This window comes from Streptosporangium sp. 'caverna', assembly GCF_003203775.1.
Lineage (GTDB): Bacteria > Actinomycetota > Actinomycetes > Streptosporangiales > Streptosporangiaceae > Streptosporangium > Streptosporangium subroseum.
Map to the genome: position 1 here is coordinate 9,665,581 of NZ_CP029711.1, position 16,548 is coordinate 9,682,128.

General features: G+C 69.8%; 13 protein-coding genes. 9 read left to right on the plus strand and 4 right to left on the minus strand.

From position 1 onward, the window contains the following. Positions 1-25: 25 nt before the first annotated feature. The 3 genes from DKM19_RS41545 to DKM19_RS41555 all read left to right on the plus strand — a co-directional run bounded on the left by DKM19_RS41545 (position 26) and on the right by DKM19_RS41555 (position 3,094). Entirely contained in the window at positions 26-715 is a 690-nt protein-coding gene (locus DKM19_RS41545; RefSeq protein ID WP_239513877.1) for a bifunctional 2-polyprenyl-6-hydroxyphenol methylase/3-demethylubiquinol 3-O-methyltransferase UbiG, read from the plus strand. A 79-nt stretch (positions 716-794) separates the two neighbouring features. Beyond that, on the plus strand, positions 795-2,024 hold the full coding sequence (cysC, locus tag DKM19_RS41550; RefSeq protein WP_110703762.1) for an adenylyl-sulfate kinase: 1,230 nt from the start codon (positions 795-797) through the stop codon (positions 2,022-2,024). A gap of 116 nt (positions 2,025-2,140) precedes the next feature. Next, positions 2,141-3,094 (plus strand): sulfite exporter TauE/SafE family protein, encoded by a 954-nt coding sequence (locus tag DKM19_RS41555; RefSeq protein WP_110703764.1) that lies wholly within the window; start codon positions 2,141-2,143, stop codon positions 3,092-3,094. On the opposite strand, the gene DKM19_RS41560 is transcribed toward DKM19_RS41555, so the two are convergent. Then, complete coding sequence (locus tag DKM19_RS41560; RefSeq protein WP_162642153.1) at positions 2,978-3,994, minus strand: glycoside hydrolase family 26 protein; 1,017 nt, start codon at positions 3,992-3,994, stop codon at positions 2,978-2,980. The two genes, DKM19_RS41555 and DKM19_RS41560, sit on opposite strands and share 117 nt — an antisense overlap. A gap of 462 nt (positions 3,995-4,456) precedes the next feature. Here DKM19_RS41560 and DKM19_RS41565 point away from each other — a divergent pair, with 462 nt between their 5' ends. The 6 genes from DKM19_RS41565 (at position 4,457) to DKM19_RS41590 (ending at position 11,645) form a co-directional block, all read left to right on the plus strand. Next, positions 4,457-5,860, plus strand: coding sequence for a Wzz/FepE/Etk N-terminal domain-containing protein (locus DKM19_RS41565; protein WP_110703767.1), 1,404 nt, complete (start codon positions 4,457-4,459; stop codon positions 5,858-5,860). Then, entirely contained in the window at positions 5,857-7,272 is a 1,416-nt protein-coding gene (locus tag DKM19_RS41570; RefSeq protein ID WP_239513878.1) for an O-antigen ligase, read from the plus strand. The genes DKM19_RS41565 and DKM19_RS41570 overlap by 4 nt, the downstream gene beginning before the upstream one ends. Then, a complete protein-coding gene (locus tag DKM19_RS41575) occupies positions 7,269-8,408 on the plus strand; it encodes a phosphotransferase (RefSeq protein ID WP_110703769.1) in 1,140 nt (379 codons plus the stop codon). The genes DKM19_RS41570 and DKM19_RS41575 overlap by 4 nt, the downstream gene beginning before the upstream one ends. Further along, positions 8,408-9,262, plus strand: a complete 855-nt coding sequence (locus DKM19_RS41580) for a sulfotransferase (protein ID WP_110703771.1) — start codon at positions 8,408-8,410, stop codon at positions 9,260-9,262. Before DKM19_RS41575 ends, DKM19_RS41580 begins: the two co-directional genes overlap by 1 nt. Positions 9,263-9,324: 62 nt before the next feature. After that, positions 9,325-10,722 (plus strand): lipopolysaccharide biosynthesis protein, encoded by a 1,398-nt coding sequence (locus DKM19_RS41585; protein WP_239513879.1) that lies wholly within the window; start codon positions 9,325-9,327, stop codon positions 10,720-10,722. After that, positions 10,719-11,645: a sulfotransferase gene (locus DKM19_RS41590; protein WP_110706360.1), complete on the plus strand. Its 927-nt coding sequence runs from the start codon at positions 10,719-10,721 to the stop codon at positions 11,643-11,645. The genes DKM19_RS41585 and DKM19_RS41590 overlap by 4 nt, the downstream gene beginning before the upstream one ends. Positions 11,646-12,401: 756 nt before the next feature. On the opposite strand, the gene DKM19_RS41595 is transcribed toward DKM19_RS41590, so the two are convergent. The 3 genes from DKM19_RS41595 to DKM19_RS41605 form a co-directional block, all read right to left on the minus strand. Further along, complete coding sequence (locus tag DKM19_RS41595; protein WP_239513880.1) at positions 12,402-13,121, minus strand: WecB/TagA/CpsF family glycosyltransferase; 720 nt, start codon at positions 13,119-13,121, stop codon at positions 12,402-12,404. 458 nt (positions 13,122-13,579) lie between these two features. After that, positions 13,580-14,521 carry a glycosyltransferase family 2 protein gene (locus DKM19_RS41600; RefSeq protein WP_110703773.1) on the minus strand — a complete coding sequence of 314 codons (942 nt, stop codon included), beginning with the start codon at positions 14,519-14,521 and terminating at the stop codon, positions 13,580-13,582. A 57-nt stretch (positions 14,522-14,578) separates the two neighbouring features. Beyond that, a complete protein-coding gene (locus DKM19_RS41605) occupies positions 14,579-15,553 on the minus strand; it encodes a sulfotransferase (RefSeq protein WP_110703774.1) in 975 nt (324 codons plus the stop codon). Positions 15,554-16,548 lie beyond the last annotated feature (995 nt).

Genomic DNA, 16,548 nt, shown 5'->3' on the forward strand with positions numbered 1-16,548 from the left:
GTCGGTCGTCGCGCGAGACGACCTGTTGAGTCGGCGCGTCCGGGAGCAGCGGATCGGCCAGTTCGGCCGGCGGCTCGACGTCCTGATCGCCGGGTGCGGCTGGCCCAACGCGCTGGAGCCCGCGCAGTCGGAGACCCGGGTCGTCGGGATCGACGAGGACCTGCCGGCGCTGCGGGCGTGCATGTCCGCCCGCAAGGGCATCGACTCCTGGACGCTGGGCGACCTGCGGTCGGTGCCGATGCCCCCGCGGTCGTTCGACGTCGTCTACGTGTCGTTCCTGCTGGAGCGGATCGAGCATCCCGAGCTGGTGCTCGACCGGATGCTCACCGGCCTGCGGCCGGGCGGGCTGCTGCTGATCCGGATGCGCGACCGGACGTCGGCCTACGGGACGTGCGACCGGCTGATGCCCTCCGCGCTGCGGCGGATGCTCTGGCGCAGGTTCGTCCCCGCCGGCACGGTGGGCCCGTTGCCCGCCGTCTACGATCAGGTCGCCTCGCGCGAGGGGATGCACTCCTTCTGCCTGATGCGCGGGCTGATGGTGACGGACGACGTGTTCGCGACCAGCGGGCCGGCGCTGGGCGGGCCTCTCGGTAAGCTGGTCCGTGCCGCCTGCTCGGTGGTGGAGATCCTCTCCAGGGGACGGCGGCCCGCCTCGCACGACGAGATAACCATGGTGATCCGCAAGCCCCAGAATCACTTCGCCCGGTTGATCTGAGAGTCACCCGGTCGATGTGGGACAACTGGAGTAGGTAGAGTGACGAAATTCGACTAAGTCGATCGGGATTGTGGAGCAAATGACGGCGCCTTTCGAATGGACCCCCGACGCCCGCGAGCTCGCAGATCTGGAGTTGCTGCTCTCCGGCGCCTTCCATCCGCTGAAGGGCTTTCTGAGTTCGGCCGACGCGCACTCGGTGGACGAGCACGGCACGCTGGCCGACGGCACGCCGTGGCCCGCGCCCGTCACGTTCACCCTTCCCGACGACCATCCGGCCGCCCCCGGTGACCAGGTCACCCTCCGCGACCCCGAGGGCGCCGCGCTCGCCGTGCTGACCGTCACCGAACGGCAGGACGGTTTTGTCGCCGGCCCGGTGGAGTCCCTGGGCACACCCGAGCACGGGCCGTTCGCCCGGCTCCGCCGCAGCCCGGCCGAGATCCGCAAGGAGCTGGGCGAGCAGGACGTCCTGGCGGTCACCATGCGCGGCCCGCTGGACAACCTGGACGAGATCACCGCGATCGCCGAGGAGCTGGAGGCGACGATCCTGCTGCTCCCCCTGGCGTTCGGCGAGGGCGGCCCCGCCGTGGTCCGGGCCGCGCTCAAGGCCCGTGACCGGCTACCCGAGGGCACGCTCGTGGCCGTGGTGCCGCTGGCGCCCCGGGAGGAGCCCTCCATCGACCTGGAGCTGCGCGAGCACGTGGCCGAGGCCTACGGCGCGACCGAGCACCTGGCCGGGCCCGAGCCCATCACGCTTCCCGGGCCTCCGCACCGGCGAGGGCTGGTGGTCTTCTTCACCGGGCTGTCCGGCTCCGGCAAGTCCACCGTCGCCCGGGGGCTGCGCGACGCGCTGCTGGAGCGCGGGAGCCGTACGGTGACCCATCTCGACGGCGACGTGGTCCGCCACCTGCTGTCGGCGGGGCTGACCTTCTCCAAGGAAGACCGCGACCTCAACATCCGCCGGATCGGATTCGTCGCCGCCGAGGCCGCCAGGCACGGCGGGCTGGCGATCTGCGCGCCCATCGCCCCCTACGCCGCCACCCGGGACGAGGTCCGCACGATGGTCGAGGGCGTCGGCGCCGACTTCCTGCTGGTCCACGTGTCCACGCCGCTGGAGGAGTGCGAGCGCCGCGACCGCAAGGGCCTCTACGCCAAGGCCCGCGCCGGGCTGATCCCCGGGTTCACCGGGATCTCCGATCCGTACGAGGAGCCGGAAGACGCCGACCTGGAGATCGACACCACCGACATCAGCGTGGAACAGGCGGTTCACCAGGTGCTGGATCCGCTGATCCAGGGCGGCTGGATCCGTTGAGCGGGCGTCTCTTGAGCGGTCGCCCCTTGAACGGACAGCCCTTAAGCGGACAGCACTTGAACGGGCTTTGCTTGGACGATCGTTTCCGTCAGGCGGACGAGGAGCACTGAAGGCCGATGGGCATCGACATCCCTCTCGCCGTCGGGTCGTTCCTGGTGGCGATCATCATCGGCCTGACCGGCATGGGCGGCGGCGCGCTGATGACGCCGATGATGATGTTGTTCTTCAACGTGCCACCCCTGGCGGCCGTCTCCAGCGACCTGGTCGCCTCGGCCATCATGAAGCCGGTGGGCGGGGCCGTCCACATGCGGCGGGGCACGGTCAACCTGCGGCTGGTCGGCTGGCTGTGCGCCGGATCGGTGCCGGCGGCCTTCTGCGGGGTGCTCGTGGCGAGGGCCTTCGGGGACGGCGAGCAGGTCCAGCAGACGATCAAATATGCCCTGGGCATCGCGCTCCTGCTGGCCGTCGCCGGACTGGTCGTCAAGGCCGTCCTCGCGCGGCGCGAAGGGGCGGTCTCGGAGGACCTCGGGAATATCATCGTGCGCCCAATTCCGACCTTACTGGTCGGTATGGTTGGCGGCCTGGTCGTCGGCATCTCATCCGTGGGCTCGGGATCGCTGATCATCGTGGCGCTGCTCATGCTCTACCCGGCGCTGAAGGCCAACCAGCTCGTCGGGACCGACCTGGTCCAGGCCGTCCCGCTGGTCGCCTCGGCCGCCCTCGGTCACCTGCTGTTCGGCGACTTCAAGCTGGACGTCACCGCTTCGCTGCTGGTCGGCTCGATCCCCGGCGTCTATCTGGGAGCGCGCATCTCCTCCCGGGCACCCGGCGGAATCATCCGGGCGCTGCTCGCGGTGGTGCTGCTGGCCTCGGCGCTCAAGCTCCTCGAGGTGAGCAACACCGCCACGCTCTGGATCCTGGGCGCCGCGGTGGCCGCCGGAGTCGGCGGGTGGTCACTTCTGCGGAACCGCGGCGGCGCGGAGGTAGGGATCGTCGGCGAGGTCGCCGAAGGCTCTGAGCCCGCCGGGGGTGGTGTCGAAACGGGTGTCCCCCCGGGGGGCGTGCGGTGAGTCGAAGTAGACCAGCGCCTTGATCTGCGGATAGTCCCGCATCTCCTGGCGCACCGATGTGAAGAACGACTCCTTGAACCGGGGCTGGTCGTAGCGCTCGAACACACCCCACTCGGCGACCATGACGGGCTTGCCGGGGAAGCGCGCCTGCATCCAGCGGTAGAACCCGGGCCATTCGTCGAACCCCTCACGGGCCTTGTTGACCAGCCCGTCGAAGGACTGGACCTTGTCGTCGACATAGGGGTCCATGGCCACCCAGTCGACCACGTCGTCGCCGGGGTAGAGCTTCTCGAACCAGGGTTTGGCCGCCCAGTTGGGCGCGCCCATGTAGGTCATCACCGTGACCGCGTTGTCCACGCCCTTCTGGCGCAGGCGCAGCACCACGTGCCGGAACATCGCCGCGTAGTCGTCGGCGGTCATTCCCGAGGCGGGCCGCTCCCGTACGTCGTTCTCCGGTTCGTGATGAACGGTCAGGAAGAACCTCTGGGGGAAGTTCTTCCTGATGTGGCCGGCCAGCCGGTCGATCCGCTCGTCCAGCGCGCCCCGGGCGATCTCCGCCCAGGTGCGGTCGAAGGACGGCTTCCAGTTGATCAGCAGGAGCCTGTTGCCGACCTGGTCGCGGGCGATCGCCCGCTCCTCGGCGGTCGGGAAGAGATCCTGCTCCCGGTGGTAGACGTGGACGATGTCGGCCGGGCGGCCCATGCGTTTCTCCGCGCGCTTCAGCGCCTGCCCGGGACTTCTCCCGGTGAAGACCTCCGGCGCGACTCCCCACCAGGCCCCGCACGAGGGGATGAGCTTGGCGGTGACCTCGCAGGCGGACGCCGTCGGATAGGCGCTCGGCAGGCCACCGATCTCGGCCTGGGCGGGCGCCGACGGCTGCCCCGGCACCCATGGGCTCACCGACGTCTCCGCCCCTGCCGAAACGGCCGGCTTCTCCGAGACGCCCGAGGCCCCGCTGCACCCGCTCAGCCCCGCCCCGCCCAATGCGAGCGCGCCCAGTCCCGATGCCAGGACGAATCGCGATCCGCCGATTCCGGCTCCCCGCGAAATAAGTCTTAAATCGGTATTTGTCCGATACAACGGTTCCTCGCAGATGTTCAACGTGCACATTTTCCAGCCCTTCGGGAGCACACCCTCCCACCACCAGGACGTGCGATGTCGCAGACTTTGCAGGTCCGTTCCCGAACCCCATGGCAATAGATGGGAAATATCGTATAAACGATATTTATCGCGCCGTGATTGGCGAGATCACTACGAAGAAAATCTTGCATATTGGGCCAGTAAAATGGAAAGCCAACCTATAGTTCTGAGGATTAGTTCGTAGGTTCCGAAACCGATTCCGCCCGAGAGGGACCCCTGCGCATGAGCCCTTCGCCGGACGCCCTCGTTCACCGCTCCGGCGGAGATCTGGCGGACTACGCGTCCCTTCTCCGCCGTCAATGGCCGATCTTTCTGCTCCTTCTCGCGGCCGGAGTCGGCGGCGGCGTGGTCACCCTGGTGGCCGCGCCCTCCGCCTACACCGCGTTCGCCCAGGTCCTGGTCGTCACGACGGGCCCGCAGGAGCAGACCAACCAGGTCACCAGCCGGCAACGAGAATCACTCAACCTCGACACCGAGGCCCAGATCGTCCAGTCCGCTGTGGTCGCCAAGAAGGCCGAGAGGGTGCTCAAAGGCATTCCCGGGCCCGTCGAGGTCTCCGTTCCCCCCAACACCTCGGTCCTGCAGATCTCCTACACCGCCGATGCTCCGGCAGCCGCGGCCGCCGGAGCGAACGCCTATGCCCGCGCCTACCTGGCCTACCGGAGTGAGTCCTCCACGGGCGCTCTGACCGCCCAGCTCAAGGTGCTCCTCATCAAGTTGAAGCAGGTCAACGCGGGTCTGGCCAAGGTGGCCGCCACGCTGCCGGGGCTGGCGAAGGGCACGGCGGAGCGGACCATCGCCCTGCAGCAGCAGAAAGTCCTGAGCCGCCAGAGCTACACCCTCACCGCCAAATACGACGCGTTCAAGACCGTCGCCGTCATTCCCGGATCGGTGATCAGCGACGCGGTGGCGCCCACCGAACCCAGCGCGCCCAGCCCTCCCCTCCACCTCGGCGGCGGCCTCATGGCCGGGCTGCTCTCCGGGGTCGGGGCCGCCTGGCTCCGCGACCGCCTCGGCACCAGGCTTCGCAGGAAACCCCGCACCAGGCGACCGGCCGGCACCGGCACCGCCGGTGGAGAGAGGCCGGACGGACCCGCAGGTGCGGCCACCATGCCCGGGGCGTCCTCACGCGAGGTGGCGCGTGCCGCGCGCAGCCTGCACGAGCACGAAACCCCGGTGCTCGGCACCCTGATCACCAACCGAAGCAGGGTCCCCGCCGCCCCTCCCCACCCGGAGCGGGACCGCATCCCGGCCCCCTCTCCCTATCCGGAGCGAGACAGGATCCCGGCCACTCCTCCCCAGCCGGAGCGGGACAGGCTCCCGTTTGTCCCTCCCCGCTCGAAGTGGGACAACATCCCGGCCGACGCCCCCCACATGGAACGCGACAGAATCTCGGCCTCCTCTCCTTATCTGGAAGGGGACATGCTCCAGGTCATCCCTCCCCGGCCAGAGCAGGACAGGCTTCCGACGGCCCCTCCCCACCCGGAGACCGCCGAAGCGGCCCATGGAGCCGAGCCGCCGTCCACCGGTCTGAAGGGCCGCAGCCGATCCGTGCCCGGATCCCGCAGGGCGACTCCTCCGCAGGCGCCGCCGTCGGCGGCCTCGCGGACGACTCCCCGGCCGTGACGGTCCCGCACCGGGCGGCCTGGCCGATCGCCGCGCTGCTGGTGGCGTATCCGCTGTGGTGGGCGCTGGGTTTCGGCGGCCTGGCGGTGATCGTGCTGGCCCCGTGGATGTTGCTGATCCTCCTGCGGAGACGACCGATCAGGGCGCCGCGTGGGTTCGGGCTCTGGCTGCTGCTCCTGGCGGGATATGTGATCAGCGCACTCATGCTCGGCGAGATGCCGCCGGACACCTACGGCGAGTTCTCCGCTGGACGGATGCTCGGCTACCTCATGCGCCTGGCCCTCTACGCCTCATTAATGATCATGGTGCTCTACCTGGGCAACCTGACGGAAAGCGAGCTGCCGCAGCTCATGCTGGTGCGCATGCTCGGCGCGATGTTCGTCGCGACCGTCGCCGGCGGTCTGCTGGGCGTGTTCGCGCCGCGTGTCGAGTTCACCTCGCCGATCGAGTGGATCCTGCCCGAGTGGATCAGCGGCAACTCCTTCGTCCGGAACCTGATCCACCCCACCGCGGCCCAGATGCAGAAGGTCCTCGGCCACGCCTCCCCCCGCCCGGAGGCGCCGTTCGAGTGGGCCAACGCCTGGGGAAGCAACGTCTCGGTGCTGCTCATCTGGTTCGTGGTCGGCTGGTGGGTGTACGGCGGGCGGCGCAGGCGTCTGGCCGCGGTCCCGCTGGTCGTTCTGGCCGCCATCCCGATCGTCTACTCGCTCAACCGCGGCCTCTGGATCGGCCTGGGCATCGCATGCGCCTACCTGTTCCTCCGCCTGGGCGCGCGGGCCCGCATCGCGGTCGGCTCCGCCGTCGCCGCCGGGGCGCTGATGTTCTTCCTCAGTCCCCTTCAGACGATGGTGGCCCAGCGGCTGGACAGCCCGCACAGCAACGACATCCGCGCCTTCACCGTGTCGGCGACCATCGCCGCCGCCGGCACCTCGCCGCTCATCGGCTACGGCAACACCCGCAACGCGATGGGCAACCACCGGACGATCACCACCGGCAAGACCGGCTGGTGCCCCACCTGCGGCCATCCGCCACTGGGCAGCGACGGCCAGCTCTGGCACCTGATGATCACCCAGGGATTCGCCGGGGCCGCCCTCTACGTGGCGTTCTTCGCCGGGGCCATCCGCCGCCACTGGCCTGACCGGAGCCCGATCGGCATGGCCGGGGTCCTGGTGATGATCCTCACCCTTCTCTACATGTTCGTCTACGACGGGCTGGTCACGCCGCTCAGCCTGTATCTCATCTCATTCGCGCTGCTCTGGAGGAACTCGATGACGAGCAGGGAGGAACCGGCTCACGGACCCCGCGATGCGATATCCGCCACGCGAGATGGGTGGGAGGAGATCCGGGTGCCGGGTCGTTCCCCGCTCCCTTCTTCACCTGAGCGACGGAGCCACGGCCGGGGAGAGGAATGAACGACGCCCGCATCCGTCTGCGCTATCTCGACCAGACGATCAACCTGCTGTTCCCCGGTCCCGGCGAGGCCCGGCCCTACACCCTGCTCCCCCATCGCCTGCTCCCCCGCAGGCTGGTTCCCCGCGCGTGGTGGCATCTCGGTGGAAAGGTCATGGTCCCCTCGGGGGAGGGCGGCATCGAGACCTACCTGCGCGAGGTGCTCGGCACCCCCGTCCGCGTCGTGCTGCACGTCCGCCCGGCCAGGCGGGCCAACCGCAAGCCGCTCCTGGAGGTCCACGCCCCCGACGGGCCGGTCGCCTTCGTGAAGATCGGCGACACCGACCGTGCCCGCGAGCTCATCGCGAACGAGGCACGGACCCTCGACCTGCTCGCCGGCATGCCACTGAAGATCGTCGTCCCGCCGACCGTGCTGCACTACGGGTCCTGGCGCGGCCTGTCCGTGCTCGCGCTGACTCCGCTTCCCGTACGGCGGGGTCCGATTCCCGAGAGTCTGCTCGTCGACGCGATCGCCGAGATCGCCCGCATTCCGGCCTCCCGGCCTCCCGGCCTCCAACCTCCGGTCATCCAACCCCCTCGTTCCCAGCCCTCCGGCCCTCAGCGCCCGGGGTCCCAGACTCATGGCCACCGGCCCTCCAGCCCTGAGCTCCCGGCCTCCCGGCCTCCCGGCCTCCAACCCCCTCGTTCCCAGCCCTCCAGCCCTGAGCCCGCGCGGTCCCGGCCTCCCCGACCCCTGCCCTCCGGCCCCCAGCACCCGAGTTCCCCGTCGCGTGGCCGCCTGTTCACCTGGCACGGGGACTTCGCGCCGTGGAACATCGCGCGAGGGGCCGACGAGCGGCTGCTGGTATGGGACTGGGAGCGGTTCGGCACCGGGGTGCCGCTCGGCTTCGACGCCGTCCATCACTTCTTCCACCGTGCCCTGCGCCGTACGGATCCGGCCGCCGCGGCCATGACCTGCCTGGCGCAGGCCCTGCCGACCCTCGCCCCGTTCGGCCTGTCCGCCGCGGAAGCCCGGCTGACCGCGATCCACTACCTGATCACGCTCGCGGACCGGCACGCGGCCGACGGCCATGAGCCTCTCGGCCCGCCCGCCCGCTGGCTCAATCCCGTCGTCGACCATCAGGAGGTTCTGGTGTGATGCGCACCTTGAAGTGTTCCGTCCACACCATGTCGCGAGCCGCCGGGCGTCTCACCGCCGGGAGCAGGGTCCTGCCCTCCTTCCTCATCATCGGAGCGCAGCGTTGCGGCACAACCTCCCTCTACCGGGCTCTGTCGCAGCACCCGCTATTGCTCAAGCCCGTGCTCCACAAGGGCGTGCACTACTTCGACATGGCCTATGACCAGGGCCTGCCGTGGTATCGAGCGCACTTCCCGCTGCGGCCGCGAGTCTCCCGGCTGGCATACAGGTACGGCTACCGCCCCCAGGCGTTCGAGTCCTCGCCCTACTATCTGTTCCACCCGCTGGCCGGCGCCCGGATCGCCTGGGACCTGCCCGGTGTGAAGCTGATCGTGCTGACTCGCGACCCGGTCGAGCGCGCCTTCTCGGCTCACGCGCACGAGCTGGCCAGAGGTTTCGAGACCGAGACCTCCTTCGCCAGAGCTGTGGAGCTGGAGGAGGAGCGGCTGGCCGGGGTCGAGGACGACCTGCGCGCCTTCCCGCACTCGACGAATCACGCCCACCGGCACCTCGCCTACCTCGCCAGGGGCCGCTACGCCGAGCAGCTCGCCCGGCTCGAACCGCTGGTCGGCCGGGAACGGCTGCTCGTCCTGGACAGCGGGCGGTTCTTCTCCGAGCCGGAGGTCGTCTACGACCGGGTGCTGGCGTTCCTCGGGTTGCCGCACATCGGTGACCCGGTGTTCGAGCCGCACAACGTCCGGTCCCGGCCCGCGCCGATGCCCGCCTCGCTCCGCCGCGAGCTGACCGATCATTTCGAGGGCCAGGACTCCCTTCTGAGCTCATGGCTCGGCGCGGTGCCGTCTTGGCGGCGTTGATCTCCGCAGGCCTGTCCGGCCTGTCCAGATTGAACGGAACCGCGCGAGGCGGGCTGTCCAGATTGAACGAGACCGCGCGGGGCGGGCTGTCCGGATTCAACGGGACGGCGCGAGGCAACCTGTCCAGGCTGAACGGATCAACGCGAGACAGACTGTCCAGATTGAACGAGACGGCGCGAGGCAACCTGTCCAGGCTGAACGGGACAGCGCGGAGCGGGCTGGCCGGACTGGCCGGGGCGGGGGTCGGTGCCGTCGCGCAGTTCCTGATGGTCGTTCTGGTCACCCGGGAAGCGGGCCAGGAGACGGCGGGCGCCTTCTTCGCCGCGACCGCCCTGTGCATGATGGTCGCCGCGATCCTGCGGATGGACGCCGGCAACGGGCTGATCTACTTCATCGTCCGCTCGCGGCCGTTCGGCTACCGCTGCACCTCCGGTTACGTACGCGCGGCCCTCGTCCCGGTCACGACGCTCTCACTGGCCGTCGGCGCGGCGGTCTTCGTCAACGCCTCCGACCCCGCGCTGCGCGTGCTGGCCGTGGCCCTGCCGGTGGTGACGTGCTCGGGCATCGTGGTGAGCGCGACCCGTGGGTTCGGCGCGATGCGGCCGACCGTGCTGCTGGACGGCATGTTCCAGCCGGTGGCCCAGCTTGTCCTGGTCGGGACCGCGTTGCTGGCGGGCCTGAGGTCGGTGCCGGTGCTTGCCGCCGCCTGGGCGCTGCCCTCCCTGCCGGTCCTGCTGCTGGCCTCGCTCTGGCTGCACCGGCGGCTGCCGTACACACCGTATCTGCCGGGAACCGCCCGCGACCTGTGGCGCCACACCTGGCCTCGGTCGCTGGCCGCCGCGATCCAGGCGGTGTTCCAGCGGCTCGACATCGTGATCGTGGCAATGCTCGCCGGGCCGGCCGAGGCCGCCGTCTACACCGCCGCCACCCGGTTCAAGGTCGTGGGTCAGCTCGCCGGCCAGGCTCTGGCTCAGGCCACACAGCCAAGGCTGGTGCGCGCCCTGGCCAAGGGCAACCTGCCGCGCGCCCGCGAGCTGTACCAATCCGCCGCCATGTGGCTCGTCCTGATGACCTGGCCGATCTGGCTGGGCTACGCCGTACTCGCCCCGTGGTTGCTCGGCGCCATCTTCGGTGACGGCTACGCCTCCGGTGTTCCGGTGGCGCTCGTACTGGCCGCGACGATGATGCTCTCCACCGCCTGCGGCATGGCCGACGTGGTGCTGACCTCCGCGGGGCGCACTGGTTCCAGCCTGGCCAACCTGGTCGCCGCCATCACGGTGACCGTGGCGCTGGACGTGCTGTTGATTCCCGGCTTCGGCGCGCTGGGCGCCGCTCTCGGCTGGGCCGGAGGCATGGTGGTCAAGAACCTGCTCCCGCTCTGGCGGATCCACCGCCTGTACGGCCTGCGTCCCTTCGGTGTCCACAGCCTGGCCGCGCTGAAGCCGTGGCGGGCGTCATGACCCCCGTGCTGGTGACCGGGTTGCCGAGGAGCGGAACGAGCTGGACGGGCAAGATGCTCGCGGCGAGCGGCGAGCTGGTCTACGTGAACGAGCCGCTCAACCCCGAGCACCCGCCGGGCCATTCCCCCGGTGTCCTCAACACCACCGTCACCCACCGTTTCCAGTACATCTGCCCGGACAACGAGGATGCCTGGCTGCCCGCCTTCGCCTCCACCGTCGCGCTGCGCTACGGGTTCCTGGCCGAGCTGCGCCGCAACCGTTCACCGTACGACCTGGCGAGGATGGTCAGGTACGGCACATCGTTCACGCTGGGACGGCTGGGCGGGCGCCGGGCGTTGCTGGACGACCCGTTCGCGCTCTTCTCCGCCGGATGGTTCGCCGAGCGGCTGGGCTGCCGAGTGATCATCCTGCTGCGCGATCCCGTGTCGTTCGTCGGCAGCTGGCAGCGGCTCGGCTGGACGGTCTACTTTCATGAGCTGCTCGAACAGCCGCTGCTGGTCCGCGACCATCCCCACCTTTCCGCGTTACGCCTCCTGGTCGGCTCGCAGGACCGCCTCGCCAAGGCCGTCGCCCTCTGGCGTGCGGCCAGAACCACCGCCATCGACCTGGCGGCCCGGTCTCCCGGAGTCCTGCTGGCCGACTACGAGCACCTGGCCGCCGATCCACGGGCGGGCTTCCGCCGTCTGTACGAATGGTCGGACCTGACCTGGTCCGCCCGAGCCGAAGAACGCGTCATGCGCGCGTGTACGGCCACCACCGACGGCACCGGCCGCACGGGGCGCACGGGTGGCTTCGCGTGGAGCGGCCTGTCCCGCACGGCATACCAGCCGATGGACTCCCGCCGCGCCCTCGCCACGGCCGCCACCCGGCTGAGCCAGGAGGAGATCCACCGGGTCAGGGAGCTGGCCTTCGCCCCGGAATGAGGGAAGGCCCGCTCAGAGAACTGGCGCCCGCCCCGGAACGACCGAAAACCTGATCGGAACACCGGCCTACCCCGAGCAGGGAATGGCCTGCTCAGGCACCTGGACCTGTCACAGAGCAACGGAAGACCCGCTCAGGCACCTGGACCCGCCACGAAGCAACGGAAGACCTGGCCAGGGAACCGACCCCGCCACAAAATCGCGGAAGACCACCTGATCGGGGAGCTGGCCCCGCCCAGAAACGGCGGAAGACCCGGCCAGAGAGCCGACCCCCCAGAAGCGACGGAAGACCAGGCCGAAGAGCCGGCCCCCGCCCAGAAGCGACGGAGGCCGGCGGCGCAGGATGATTTTCACGACCCTGCTCCCGAGGTGCGATCGCGGTGGCCAGGCCCTTTGAGCTGACGTCCTCTCGCCTTGAAAGCCGCGAACCGCCGGCACCCGGTTGGAAGGCCGGGTGCCGGCGGTTCGCGGTTCACCGGCCCGGGCAACCCCTAAGCCTCCCGCGCAGATGCGGCAACGCCCTGCCGCGCTCAAACACACACATCCCACGTGGCCATCGCGGAACACCCAACCCTGTTGAGCCCCATCCGCGCACCACGAGGCTGAGCCCCACCCACGCACCACGAGAAAGCACAAGAAGTGCCCCCTCCCGACCCGAAGGACGGAACATCCGCCCTAAGTTGTCCGGGCAGAATGTCCGGCGACGAAAGTCGATGACGCAGATGCTTTCAGGAGAGCGGGCAGCTTCTCGCGGGACTTTCAGGAAAAGAGGCCCCGGACCAGGGAGACGGTGAGCAGGCGGAGCGCGTACGGCAGGTCATCCATCAGGTAACGACGGGCCAGTCTGCCCGGCTCGCTGATCAGGCGGAAGAGCCACTCCAGGCCGCTGCGCTGCGCCCAGACCGGGGCTCGCTGGACGGTGCCCGCGGCGAAGGCTATCGCCGAGCCGCAGCCGACGAACCAGGTGCCGGGCAGGTCCTCGCGGAGCGCCGCAATGAGCCGGTCCTGCTTGGGAAAGCCGAGCCCGACGAAGACCAACCGAGGCCCGGTCGCGATCACATCGTCTCTCACCCTGGCGTAGCTCTCGGGAACATCCTCGAACCCGAGCGTCGGGGCATCGACCCCCGCGACGACCAGTCCCGGATAGCGGCCGATCAGGTTGCACGCCGCCTGAGCGGCCACGCCCGGCGGACCGCCCAGCAGGTAGACCGGGTAGCGGTAGAAGGCGGCGGCCTCCGACAGAGACCAGATCAGGTCGGCGCCGGTGATCCGGCCCGGGACCGGGGTGCCGAGCAACTTCGCCGCCCACACCAGCGGCATGCCGTCCGCCACCGCCAGATCGGCGTCTTCGACGAGCCGACGCGCCTCCGGATCGCGGGAAACGATCCGGCTGATGTCCACATTCGGTGTGACGATGTGGCCGCCCTCGCCGCGCTTCAACGCGGCGACCACGTGGTCGACCACGTCGCTCTCGGTCATCGGGTCGATCCCGATGCCCGCCACGTGCACGCGCTTGCGCAGTCGCCGGCGAGTGGCCTTGTCGGGCCGCGGCCGCTGGCGAGGAACGGCGGGCGCCGTCCTCTGCCTCGCGACCGGCGCCCCGGTCTGTCCAGCGACGGTGGACAGACCGGGTATCTGAGGATGCTGGCCGGTGGCTCTTGCACCGCGTCCGGACAACATCGCGTCCTGGTCGAAAGGCTCGGAGTCTCGACCGGACAGCATCGCATCGCGCCCGAAAGGCTCGGAACCTTGACCGGACAGCATCGCATCGCGGCCAAAAGGCGCGGAGTCATCCCCGGACAACATCGCGTCATAGCCGAAGGGCGCGGATCCCGGACCGGACAACGTCGCATCGCGGCCAAAAGGCGCGGAGTCATCCCCGGACAACATCGCGTCATAGCCGGTGGCGGCAGGTCTGTGACCTGTGGTGGGCGGCATCAGATGCCGTGCCCTCGGTGGTGAAGGAGACCGAGCATGGCCCGAGCCGAGACAAGGCCCGTCGCCACAGCGAGCGCGATGGGTGCGCGGGGTTCGCCACGGCGAGCCGCGAAGGCTCGCCAGGCCCAGCGGCCTGCCTCCCACCGCTGGCCGAGGGCAGCGTGATGGAAGGCAAGCTGACCGTAGATCCGCGCCGCGCCGCGCGGATCCACGGCCAGATCAGGGTGCCGGGCCAGCATCCACTGCAGCCCGGCGATTCGGTCGGCCCAACGGGTCACGTAGGCGGAGCCGCCCCAGCGCACACGCACCAGGGGACGGTCCACATGCACGATCGGGTGGCGGGCAGCGGCGCGCAATGCCAGATCCCAGTCCTCGTTCTGGCCGTTGGGGGCGCTTTCGTCCACCCAGAGCGCGCCGCGCCGGAACAGGAACGTCGAGGAGTGCACCATCGCCATACGCGAGCGCACCAGGTGCTGACGGGTGATCAGTTGGGTCCCCGCCAGGCGGGGAACGCGGCGCGAGCCGTACTCGACCTCGATGGCGCAGCTGGAGAACTCCGCGTCCGGCTCCGCCTCCAATGCGGCGACCTGGGCACTGATCTTGCCGGGCAGCCACTGGTCGTCGTCGTCGCAGAAGGCCACCAGATCGGTGCCGAGCGCCGCGATGCCCGTGTTGCGCGTCCCGGGCAGACCGGGACTGAGCCGGTTGGCCATCACCCACGCGCTGCGCGAGAACGGCTGCTCCCGCCCGGCCGTCAGGGCCTGGCCCGACATGAGGTCGGCCATCTGGTCGGTGACCTGGATCGGGTCGCCACGGTCCACCACGATGACGACCTCGACGGCGCCGGGGTAGTCCTGGCCGAGTACGGCGAGCGCGGCCGAGCGCAGAGTGTCAGGCCGATGCCCGCGGGTGGGAATCACCACGCCCACAGATGGATTCACCGGACACCTCCGGCGTGGATGCCCCGTCCTTCGGGGCGGGAGGGAAACACGGAACGGTCAGACACGGATCTCTCCTTGCAGGGCACGGCGATAGCCGTACTTGATCATGAGCGGCCAGGTCAGTGCGGTGACCAGGTGCCGGTGTCGGGACGGTGCGGCGGTGCGCCAGCCGTCGTCCCTGGTCAGCCGAATTCGGCCGACCGTGAAACGCATTGGGTTGCCAGAGGCCGTGTGGGCCGTCGAGAGCTTGGCTTCACCGTCCGCGAGAAAGCCCAGGCGGGGCGGGAGGCCGATCCTGGCGGTCAGCCGCCTGAGCGTGTTGGCGGGTGCTTCGAGCAGGTCCTCGTAGCGGACTCGGGTGACCGGGACGCCGCTGCGGGCCAGGAGTTCGAGGCTGAGGTTCTCTGTCAGCCAGTGCAGCGAGGTGCGGGCCGGAGACCATGAGGTCATCGGACGCCCGTCCTCGGGGCGCTCCACCCGCCTGTGCCAGGAGTGCGCGACCGCGCGGGGGTCACGGACCACGTGAACGACGTGGACATCGACTCCGGCCACCGCGAGGCAGAAGGCCAGAGAGGCATGCTTGCTGGAATCGACCACGACCGGGCAGTCAGCGATCTCTCCCGCCGCGTCGTACAGGCTGCGGTAGGTGGCGACGTATTCGTCCAGCTCGACGGTGCCGAGCGTCGGCCACCAGCCGGCCACCGCCTGCTTCTCGGCGAGGAGCCGGGCCAGAACGGGGATGCGTCGGGTGCGGTCCACCCGGGACCTGAGCGTGAGCATCCGCCGAGCCTGCTCCTCGGACCATCCGCCGAACGCGCGCTCGCCGACCTTGCACCAGAAGGGGCAGGCGGCAAACAGCTCGCGACACCCGCACGCCTCGTCCGCCAGCACGCTCCTGGCCCAGAGGTGGACGACCTCACCGAGCGGCGCGATGCCGGGGACCTCGCCGAGGAGACGCTCCAGCAAAGTGGTCCCGCTACGGCCAAGGCCGCCCAGGAAAACCACCCGCGCAGGGGATGGACTATCAGACACAGGCACGAATCCTTACCCGATGGATACGGAACGTGCCGAGGCTAGCGCGCAGAGTAATCGGGCGGTCAGCGAACAGACAAAGGATCTACCCAGAATGCTGTAACGAGCGTTTCGTCAGACCGGGCAGGAATGTCTTCCCAGTTCAAGCCGGTGGAGCATCTTCCCACCTCAGACCGGCGGAGCCCTCAGACCGGCGGAGCCCTCAACCGGTGGAGCGTCTTCCCATCTCAGGCCGGTGGAGCCCTGAGACCGGCGGAGCCCTCAACCGGTGGAGCATCTTCCCACCTCAGACCGGCGGAGCCCTGAGACCGGCGGAGCCCTCAACCGGTGGAGCATCTTCCCACCCCAGACCGGCGGAGCATCTTCCCACCCCAGACCGGCGGAGCCCTGAGACCGGCGGAGCCCTCAACCGGTGGAGCATCTTCCCACCCCAGACCGGTGGCGCCCTCAGATCAGCGGGGCATCTTGCCGCTTCAGACCGGTGAAACCCTCAGACCGGCGAAGCGTCTTGCCGCCTCAGACCAGTGGCGCCCTGAGACTGGCGAAGCGTCTTGCCGCCTCAGACCAGTGGCGCCCTGAGACTGGCGAAGCGTCTTGCCGCCTCAGACCGGTGAAACCCCTCAGACCGGTGGAGCGTCTTCCCACCCCGGACCAACGGTGGCGCCCGGTGCACGCTTTCGCGCTCGCCCCGGACGCAACCCCCGCCGCACATTCGCCCCAGCTACAGGCCTAGGTAACAGGCCCGCGCCCATGAACAGGGCCCGGGCCACCCGCCACCGTCGCCGCGCCCTTGAAAACCCACGCGGCCCCGCACGCGTGAGCAGGGCCCGGGCCACCTACCTGCCGTCGCCGCGCCCTTGAAACCCACACGGCCCCGCACGCGTGAACGGGGCCCGGGCCCGCCCACCTGCCGTCGCGCCCTTGGCTCTGGATCCCACGCGGCCCGGCACTCGTGAATCAGGCCCAGGCCACCCGTCGTCGCCTCGCGGCCCCTA